This window comes from Streptomyces albiaxialis (assembly GCF_039530985.1).
In the GTDB taxonomy this organism is placed as follows: Bacteria; Actinomycetota; Actinomycetes; order Streptomycetales; family Streptomycetaceae; genus Streptomyces; species Streptomyces albiaxialis.
Genome location: NZ_BAAAPE010000011.1, coordinates 372,441 through 381,442, shown reverse-complemented (window position 1 = coordinate 381,442; position 9,002 = coordinate 372,441). Strand labels below are relative to the sequence as shown.

General features: G+C 69.6%; 5 protein-coding genes. 2 read left to right on the top strand and 3 right to left on the bottom strand.

Annotated features, from left to right (window positions below; translation table 11 throughout):
• From ABD343_RS22290 to ABD343_RS22280, 3 genes are all read right to left on the bottom strand, one after another.
• Positions 1–837: DUF6531 domain-containing protein (locus ABD343_RS22290; protein WP_344530948.1), on the bottom strand; the 837-nt coding region annotated here is incomplete at its 3' end.
• Positions 838–1,484: 647 nt separating this feature from the next.
• Positions 1,485–2,189 carry an NsdA family TPR-like regulatory protein gene (locus tag ABD343_RS22285; RefSeq protein WP_344530915.1) on the bottom strand — a complete coding sequence of 235 codons (705 nt, stop codon included), beginning with the start codon at positions 2,187–2,189 and terminating at the stop codon, positions 1,485–1,487.
• A gap of 230 nt (positions 2,190–2,419) precedes the next feature.
• Positions 2,420–3,013, bottom strand: a complete 594-nt coding sequence (locus tag ABD343_RS22280; RefSeq protein ID WP_344530913.1) for a DUF4913 domain-containing protein — start codon at positions 3,011–3,013, stop codon at positions 2,420–2,422.
• Positions 3,014–3,965: 952 nt separating this feature from the next.
• Between ABD343_RS22280 and ABD343_RS22275 the strand changes: the two genes are divergently transcribed.
• Both ABD343_RS22275 and ABD343_RS22270 read left to right on the top strand, forming a co-directional pair.
• Complete coding sequence (locus ABD343_RS22275; protein WP_344530911.1) at positions 3,966–4,316, top strand: trypco2 family protein; 351 nt, start codon at positions 3,966–3,968, stop codon at positions 4,314–4,316.
• Positions 4,317–4,451: 135 nt separating this feature from the next.
• Positions 4,452–8,555, top strand: coding sequence for a P-loop NTPase (locus ABD343_RS22270; protein ID WP_344530909.1), 4,104 nt, complete (start codon positions 4,452–4,454; stop codon positions 8,553–8,555).
• The last annotated feature ends 447 nt before the right edge of the window (positions 8,556–9,002 follow it).

Sequence of the window (9,002 nt, the reverse complement as noted above, 5' to 3'; positions counted from 1 at the left end):
ATCCGCGTCATAGCCGAACGCGGTGGACTTGCCCTCGGTGTCGGTGGTCTTGGCCAGGTTCCCTGCCGCGTCCAGGTCCATCACGACCGTGCGGCCGGTGTTGTCCTTGGCCTGCCACTGCGCCGCGTCCGTCTTGACCAGATCCACGAACCGGCCCGAGCGCACATCGGTCAGCTTGAAGCCCTTGTGCTCGGCTCCCTCGTCGTGCTGCTCGACGCGGACCTCACCGCCGTTGCGGTCGGTCACCTTCGTCAGCGTGCCACCCTCGCTGTAGGTGTCCTTCGTGCCCGAGGCGCGGTCGGTCAGCACGTAGCTCTTGTCCGGCTTCTGCTCCAGATCCAGCCGGTAGCCCTTCGGCGTGGTGAAGGTGCCGTCCGCCTTCTTGGTGAAGGAGACCGAGCCGCCGCTCGCGTCGTACAGGACGGTCTTGTTCTCCTCCGGCAGGATCCGCAGGTAGCGCTCGTAGCCCTGCCACCAGCGCCGGGAGACCTTGCCCCACGGGGCGTCGAGGGAGTTGTACGTACGGGCGAGCTGCACCGTCTTCCCGACACCGGCCACATCAAGATCGGTGGCCGCCAGCATCAGATTGCCCGTCGAGTAATTCACCCGGGCCACCAAGGCGTCCGTCACCCGCACATCCGAGATCTGCTGCCAGGGCACCGCCCCCTGCCCGGACGGTACGAACTCCGCCTCCGGGGCGGCGAGCCCCTCCTGCTTCTTGACCGGGGCCTCGGCCCGCTTCTCCTGAGCCCTGCGCCACTCGGCCACGGCCTTGGACGGGGTGGCCTCCCGCTTCGCGCCCGGCGCCTGGGTCTTGCCCACCTTCACCGCGGGCATCTTCGCCTTCGCCCCGTCCTTGCCCCAGGCCGAGGACGGCTTCTCGTCGTCCGGCCCGGCGATCGCGGGCGTGATCGACGCTCCTAACGCCAAGGCGGCGACCATCGCGATCGCCGCCCGTCTGGCACGTCTGGGAGCACGCCTCACCGGCGCACCTAATGTGCGTATCTGCATCTTCTTCCCCCCACGGAAGAATCACACGATGACCACCATGGCCACCGAGAGCCCGCACAGTGCCACAACTTCCACTGAAACCGCACACATTACCCAGACGAGAATGGTCTATGCCAAGCGGAATCGGCCACCAGTTCTGCCGTATGCTTCGTGGTCATCCTTGCGGGCGGCTCTTGCTCCTCAACTAGCTGCCCGTTCAACGGTCTTCAAACTGGCGTGAAATCTACGCGTGTGCGCACGCCCCGATGGGCTGGTGATCGTTAGCAGTCACTGTTGCTTGAGTGCCTAGCGTGCACAAATAGCTTGAGGGGTAGGTGGTGCAGCGCTTCGCTTCGAGCCAGCAGGATGCAGGGGTTCATCACGGCTTCTGAAGATAGGGGCCCCGAGCAGCCGACGCGAGAGTGATCGCGTGGTCGCTCTCAACTGGCTGGCTGTTCAGGGGGGCTCCCGGACGTCCTCTGAACCTCTTCAGGTCAGCCGCTCTGAGCGATGGCAATTCTCTCGCGGAGGTTCCGTACGGCTGGGAGGCCGGCGTGCTCGTCCATGTTGGCTGCCAGGTCGCGCAGTGGGCCGGTGGCACGGTGGGAGCTGATGCCTTCGGTGAGGTTCAGGGCGCGGTGTGCGGTGGCACAGGCGCGTTCTGGATCGTTCTGGCGCCATTGGGCGTCGGTGCGTCGTGCGAGGAAGAGTGCTTGGGTGCGTACCCGGCCGGTGGGGAAGCGGGCCGCGGCCTGGACGAAGGTGTCCTCGGCTTGTGCGGGCTGGCCGAGATCGAGGTGGGTGGAGGCGCGGGCGCCGAGGAGTTCGCAGTCGTCGAACCAGTAGACCCATTCCGGGTCTTCTCCGGAGGAGTGGCCGGTGGCTTCCAGGAGTTCGGCGGCGCGGTCGAGGTCGGTGACGGCGGCCGGGTTGTTCTGGTGGGCGCGGCCGCGTGCCCGACGGGACAGGAGCATGGCCTCCACCCGTGGGGTGGTCCGTCCTCGGGCCGCGGACAGCGCGGCGTCGGTCACGACCTCGGCGTCCTCGGCGCGGCCGGTGTTGTACGCGGCGATGGGCCAGAACGCGAGGATGTGACTGCCGAGCACGGTGTCGTTGGAGGCGTGAGCGGAGCGCAGTGCGGCGTGGAAGACGTTGTCGGTGCACTTGTCGTGGATGTCGAAGTTGGCCCAGGCGTGCATGCGAGCCCGGGTCGCGTTCGAGGTGCATGCCGAGGTACTCGGCTGTGCCGGGGATGTCCCATACGGCGGCGCCGTCATAGAAGAGCAGGATGCTCTCCCGCCCGTCGGCCGTGTGGTGCGCGGCCAGCCCCGCGTGCATGTCGTCGTCGAGAGCCACGGCACGGAAGTCGTCCCGGACGCGGTCGGAGACCGGCCGGAATCCCTCGACGCGGTAATCGGGAGCCGCCATCTCAGGCCCCACCTCCGGCCTGCTCCGGCGCGGCGAGCAGCCGGTGGTTGGGCCGGGCGGCGCTGGTGGTGCACGCGCCGAACGGGCCGCCGGGCGCGCGCAGTTGCAGCAGCGCGGGATCGAGATGGTCGTGGTGCCACACCGAGGGGCCGGCGGCGCCCGCCTCGGCGTCGGTGTACTGCTGCCAGGCCAGCCGCAGGGCGCGCAGCCGTGCGACGGCCTCGGGGTGCTCGCGCCACTTGTGGCACCAGGGGTGGCTGGAGGTGATCTCGCGGCCGTAGACCGGCAGCAGCAGGTCGTGCACCCATGTGGCGAGCGCGGCCAGTTCCTGCTCGTAGGCGTGGCCGTCGAGAGCCAGGATGAAGGGGGGCGGGCCCTCAGGCCCGTTGTCCGGGTGCGGTGTTGAGGGGGTTTCCCGGCCAGGCCGGTGGGGCTGCGCGGCTTCCTTCGGGCTGGGCTTCTCGTCGGTGAGCCGGGCCAGGGTGGCGGCTTGCTGCTGGCTCTGGGCCACCAGCGCGGCGACGGTGGCGACGAGATCGTCCAGATCGTGGTCGGGTATCCGCACCGGGCCGTCGTTGTCGGCGGTCTCCGACACCGATGTCCCCTTTCGTGTTCGGGTGTTGGGGCGTCGAAGATCCGGAGAATGAGCGGTTTGGCCCGGCCGGGAAGCAGGGTGTAGAGGGGGCCTCAACCACGCGGGCGGTGGCGGCAGACCGGGGCGGACGGAGCGAGGACGCGCAGTGCCCCGCGGCTTGTTGCGGGATTACCCCGTTGTCCAGGGCGGTGAGTTGGGCGGGGCGTCCGAGACCGGGGGTGGCGGTCACCCAGCCGTCCTTCAGGCCCTGCATCCACTCCGCGAGACGCGGTGAGAGGCGGCCCGCCTCATCCGTCGGCGGGGGTTGCCGGCGGGTGAGCGTCTTCCATCGGGCGATGGCTTCGGCGTACCGGCCGCCATGCTCCAGGCTTCCGTGAACCCGCCTTCAGCAGGGAGGCGTCGAAGAGCGTTACCGGGCTCGGCGGCTCGCTTGTCCGGGCCCTGACGGGCGGTGCATGTCGGCCGTGGATGCCTCGTTGTGGGATCGGATGGGTTCGTAGGCGGCGATCCAGGTGGTGGAGAGGTAGGAAATGTCCTCCCGGGAACCTTGCAGTCTTGAGATCGCCGGAGGCGTCCGCAGGGACGGTGGTGGCCGACTTCCCGCAGATTGAGAGCAGTTGATCGGCAGGCTGCGGTTTTGAGCCACGCGTCGGGCGGATCAATGGCTGAGCGCCAGTATGATGCCCCATCATCTGGCTCCACGGCTTGGCCGGGCGGGTGCCGTGGGATTCATGGGCTACGGCTTCCTCACAGTCCGGTGCACTCAGGGCTGTGCGCCGGGCGTGAGAGTGCGCCCCCGGATTCCGCTGCCCGATGGGTCGCCCCTGACCGGCTTTGAGATCTATGACGTTCACGGGCGGCGGACACCTTGTCCCATGTTGGGTAAGGCCCAACTATCGCCGTAACGTGTGGTGTTCACAGTGGCGGGACATCCGCAGTGGCAGGAGGAGCCATGGGAGAGTTGGTGACCGGGGAGATCAGCTTACGCGAGGCGGTGGCAGCTCTACGCGACGAGCTGCTCGGGGCAGTGCGTGCCGCAGCGACAGACGAGCTCGCTTTCGTCGTCGGGCCCGTCGAGATGGAGTTCACAGTCGAGCTGACCCGCGCCACCGGCACCGACGGGAAGCTGGCCATTTCGATCGCGTCCGTCGGCGCGAACAAGGGGACGACGCAGGCACATACGCAGCGCGTCTGCGTCACTCTTACGCCCACCACCCCGGAAGGCCGTGACCTGCTCATATCCGCGCCCGTCACTCACGCGACGCATGGTCCGGGGGATGTGTCGCAGCACCTTCCTGACTGACGGGGCCAGCTAGAGCGAGAGGCGACAAGAGGGGGGAATCACGCCGTGCAGTTGGACCGGATTGTTGCCGTGGAAGGTATAGCGGGTGGCAGACGGCTCAGACGTGCTTCGGGCTACGCCCTGACCCCCACCGCCGTGCTCACCAGCGCCCACCCCGTCCCTGCCCCCGGCGGCTGTGTCACCGTCTACCAGCCAGGACGGTCCGAGACCTACGAGGCTGAGGTCCGTTGGCGCGGCACTCCTGGCTCCCGCGATGACGCCGCGCTGCTGTGCCTCACTGATCCGCAGCACCCCCTCCCCGGCGTCTCCTCCGACCCCGCCCGGTGGGGGCGGCTGGTGACCCGCGCCCCGGACGTGCCCTGCCGCACCGGTGGTGTGCCCGACGTCGTCCAGCGACGCGAGCGTCCTGTGGATACCTTCACCCCCGCTGGCCTGCTGACGGCGGGCGACCGACACGTAGGCAACCGCTATGTGATGCGCGTCGATCTGCCCCCTCAAGAACACGGGAACCGCGACGAGGACCGCACCCCCTGGTCCGGCCTCTCCGGCGGTGCCCTGACGAGCGGCGACCTCATCCTCGGGGTCGTTGCCGCCGACCCCGCGGGCTGGGGCGGCAGCCGCCTTGAAGCCGTCCCCGCCTGGGTACTGTTCCGTGACGAGACCTTCCGCACCGCGCTGGAGGACTGCGGCGCGGTTCCCTCGTCCGGGATCCCACATGTCCTCGAACCAGCTGAGTGGCAGCATCTCGCCGCCCGCGCGGGCCGGGTCCGTACGCCTTCCGCGCTGCTGTGGGCCGACCGCGCGATCGTGCCGTTCCGCGGGCGCTCGGAGCAGTTGGCCCGGCTGCGCGCATGGTGCGAGGAGCCCGACGCGGGCGTCCACTTGCTCTACGGCTCGGGCGGTCAGGGAAAGACACGACTCGCGTACGAGCTCACCCGGCGGCTCGCGGCGACGGGCGCGTGGACTGTGCTGTGGCTGCGCCAGGATGCCTCGGCGGAGGCGGTACGCGCCCTGCGCGAGGCAGCCCGGCCAACGCTGGTCGTGGTCGATTACGCCGAGGCCCGTCCCGATCAGCTCGACGCCCTGTGCGAAGCGGCCGAACTACGGGAGGAGGACGCCGCGTTCAAGGTGCTGCTCACAGCCCGTACCGCGGGCGACTGGTGGCAGCGGGCCGCGGGCACGAGCCGCGCGGCCGGAGAACTGCTGAGTGGTGCCACGACAAGCGAGCTGGGTCCCCTGCACCTTGAGGCCACCGCCCGCGCCGAGGCATACCGGGAGGCCGTGGACGCCTTCGCGCGGACACTGCCCGCGCTCAAAGGGCTGGACACGACCGACTGGACGCGGGCTGCCGCCACGCTCGCGAAGCGCCTGAGCTCGGGCACGCCAGGTTCACCGGCGGCAACGGGCCCACTGGGCCCAGCCGGTCTGGAACACGCGTTGACCCTGGGCATGACAGCACTTGTCGATCTGCTCGACGCGGGCCTGGGCAGCGCGGACACGGATGCGCCTGCCGGGCGGTCGGTGGAAGCGCGGCTGCTGGACCACGAGAGTCGCTACTGGGACGCGCTCGCCGAAGCCCGCGGGTTATTGCCCGTCTCCCTCACTCGGGACACCCTCGCCGACGCACTCGCTGTCGGACAGCTGGCAGGCGCCGACGACGGCGAACAGGCATACGCGTTGTTGCGCTCCGTCCCCACGCTGGCCGACCAGCCGCAGGACCGCATCGCCGCCGTGTGCGGATGGCTCGGAGACGTCTGCCCTGTCCCGGAGACCACGGGCACTGGGCCCTATGGCGCTCTCCTGCCCGACCGGCTGGCCGAGTACCACATCGGGCGGCGGCTCATCCGGCAGCCGTCGCTCGCCGTCGCCGCGCTGCGCTCGCTGGACGAGAAGCGCCGTACGACCTTGCTCACCCGATACGCGCGCGTCGCAGCCCACCTCGACTTCCGGTCCCGGCTCGGCCCCGCACTCACCTCGCTGTGCACCGAGCACGGGGACGCACTGCTGGAGAGCGCCATCGACGCGGCCACCCGTGTGGAGGATGCGGATCCCCTCAAGACGGGGCTGCTGACCCTCCTCACGCACCAGGAACTGTCGCTCCAGCGGCTGATAGACCTACAGGAACGCGTCCCGCGGATCACGGAAAACCTCGCCGAGGTCGGGTGCGCGGCAGGCGAACGCCTCATGAAGGAGGTGGCGGAGAGCGACGGCAGTGGGCTAGAGGGGGTGTCGGCCCAAGGGGTGCTTGCGGCGATGCTCTCCTTCACGGGACGGCTGATGCAGGTGGGCCGATACGCCGACTGTCTGGAGTTCACCGAGCGGCTCATACAGATGCTCTCCCTCCCAGGGAGGCCGCTCGATACCGGAGAGCACCAACTGGCGCTGGCCCAGGCGCACAACGGCCTGAGCACGGTCTTGCGAAACCTTGGCCGTGAGGAAGAGGCGCTCGCCGCAGCGCAACGCTCACTCGATCTGCACCGCACATACGCGGAAGGCCACCCCGGGACGTCCGCGCGGCATCTCGCGGTCGCGCTCACCAACTATGCCAACCGGCTCGGGGAACGCGGCGAGCACGCGACTGCCGCCCGCCACCAGGAAGAGGCCATCGCGCTGCTGAGACCGCTGGCGGCTGAGGACCCCTACGACTTTCTCGGCGAGCTGGCCCGTTCCCTGACCAACCTGGCCGCTGAGCGGTACGGCCTGGGCGAGCACGCCCGCGCCATCGAGGCGGCGGGCAAAGCCGACGAACTCTACCGGGAGCTGCGAGAGCTGCGTTCCGACGGCTACCGGGTCGCGGACGCCCTCAACTCGGAGCTGCTAGGCACGGCCTACCTCATGACGGGGCAGGGGGAGAAGGCGGTCGCGGCATTCACACGCGGTGTGGCTCATCTGCGCGCGGGGCGGGTGAGCGACGGCGCGCATCCGGACCGGCCGCTCGGGCGCCTCCTGGGCAGGCTCGTCACGGCGCACGTTGCGGCGGGGCACACGGAGGCGGCGCGTGAGGCGGCGCGGACGTACCTGGAGCATCGCGAGGTGCGGACCGAATCGGATGAAGCGGCTGGCTTCGATGCACCGGCTGGCTGGGCTGGGCAGGATGACGTCGAGCACGTGCTGCTCAAGAGCTTGGCGCGGTCGGTGCTGGCGGCCGACGCGGGCGCATCCGGGCCAGAGCCGGTCGAGCTGGCCGGTCGCGCGGCCGAGCTGGCGCGGACCGGGCTTCAGCCGGGCACGCCGCCGGAGGAGCAGCAGGCGGCGGCTCGCGAGCTGGAGACCATGGCCGAGGAAGCGATGGCGCGGGACGAGCACGCGGGTGCCGCCGAAATGCTCAGCGCTGCGCTGGGTATGGACCGTGCCCGACTGAAGCCCGGTCCGCCCGGGACGATGCTGCACCTGGCCCAGGACGTTCGGACAGAGGTAGCGCGTCGCATCGTGTTGCTCGCGCGGGCGGAGACGGGGCGGGGAGACTTCGAGCGCGCGGACCGGGCGGTGGACGAGGCACTCAACCTGCTAGACGGGGCTTCAGTGGCCGTGCACCGCCTGCGCGCCGAGGCATACGCCGCACGCGCGGAGGCACGCACCCGCGGAGGTCAGCCGGTACTCGGTATTGACGCCCGCCGTGCGGCCGTACGCACGTGGAAGAAGCTCGCCAAGCAGGAGGCAGCATACCTTCCGCTCCTCGCCGAACAGCACGAGAAGCTGGCACGTGACTATCAGCGGTGCGACGAAGAGGCGCTTGCCGAGGAACAGTTGGCGAACGCGCTCGCCGTGCTGCGCCGCGTGCGCCGCAAGGACCCCGAGTCAATGCGAGAGTTGCTGATCGGTGTACTGAACTCGTACGCGCTGGGCATGGCCCGAGCGGGAGAGCTCGCGCGAGCGGTTCCGCTGCAAGCCGAGGCAGTGGCTCTGCTGCGTACCCAGCAGGCCACCGCGGACGCCAATCCGTTGGATCTGCCCGGGATGCTGACCAACCTGTGCCGGATGCACTACTGGAGCGGGGAGCTGGAGCGTGCCGTCACGGTGGCGGACGAGGCGATCCAGCTACTCGGCGACAGCGCACTCGCCGGAGATGAGAACATGCGGCGGCAGCTCGGCGAGGCGCGCGCGGTACGCGCATACGGCAGGGCGCGGCTCACGAGTGAAACCGATCCAGCGCTATCGGAGGGCGGGGAGCCGCCCGCCCCCACACGCTTCGGGACGCACCGCCGAGGATTTCCCAGACAGGGGAGGAGGCGATCTTGATCCCGAAGGTGGCAAGTTCGCCGTGGATGCGGCGATAGCTCCAGGAAGGGTCTCGCGGACCAGGCACAGGACCAGCAGGTTTGCCACGATTCTCCTCGTTCGTGACTTCCTTGGGCGGAGAGGTGTGCGGTGAGAAGTATCAAGGGGGTGGGCCCGCCTCGCAGCGAGCGACCGGACCGCTCGCGCGTCATGCGCCCCTCAGGATCTCGACGTCCAGAGGAGCGAGTACTCCTGCGGACTTCCGATGCGCCCCTTGCAGACGCTGGCGGACCGGTCAGCTCCTCTTGAAAGTTGCACGATCAAGCACGAAGATCCGCTCTAGCCCGGCCGGAGATCGAAGCGGTCCCATAAGTGCAAATGGGCGCATGTCCGCGATGCACGGGGCCCGGAGCAGCCGGATGGGGGCGGGGTGGGCACGATCGCGGTCCGTGGCACGGGGTGCGCGGG

What these genes read in the sequence shown, in the direction of transcription:
- ABD343_RS22275 (WP_344530911.1), top strand. Translation starts at nt 3,966, where the DNA reads ATGGGAGAGTTGGTGACCGGGGAGATCAGCTTACGCGAGGCGGTGGCA.
- ABD343_RS22285 (WP_344530915.1), bottom strand. Translation starts at nt 2,189, where the DNA reads ATGCACGCCTGGGCCAACTTCGACATCCACGACAAGTGCACCGACAAC.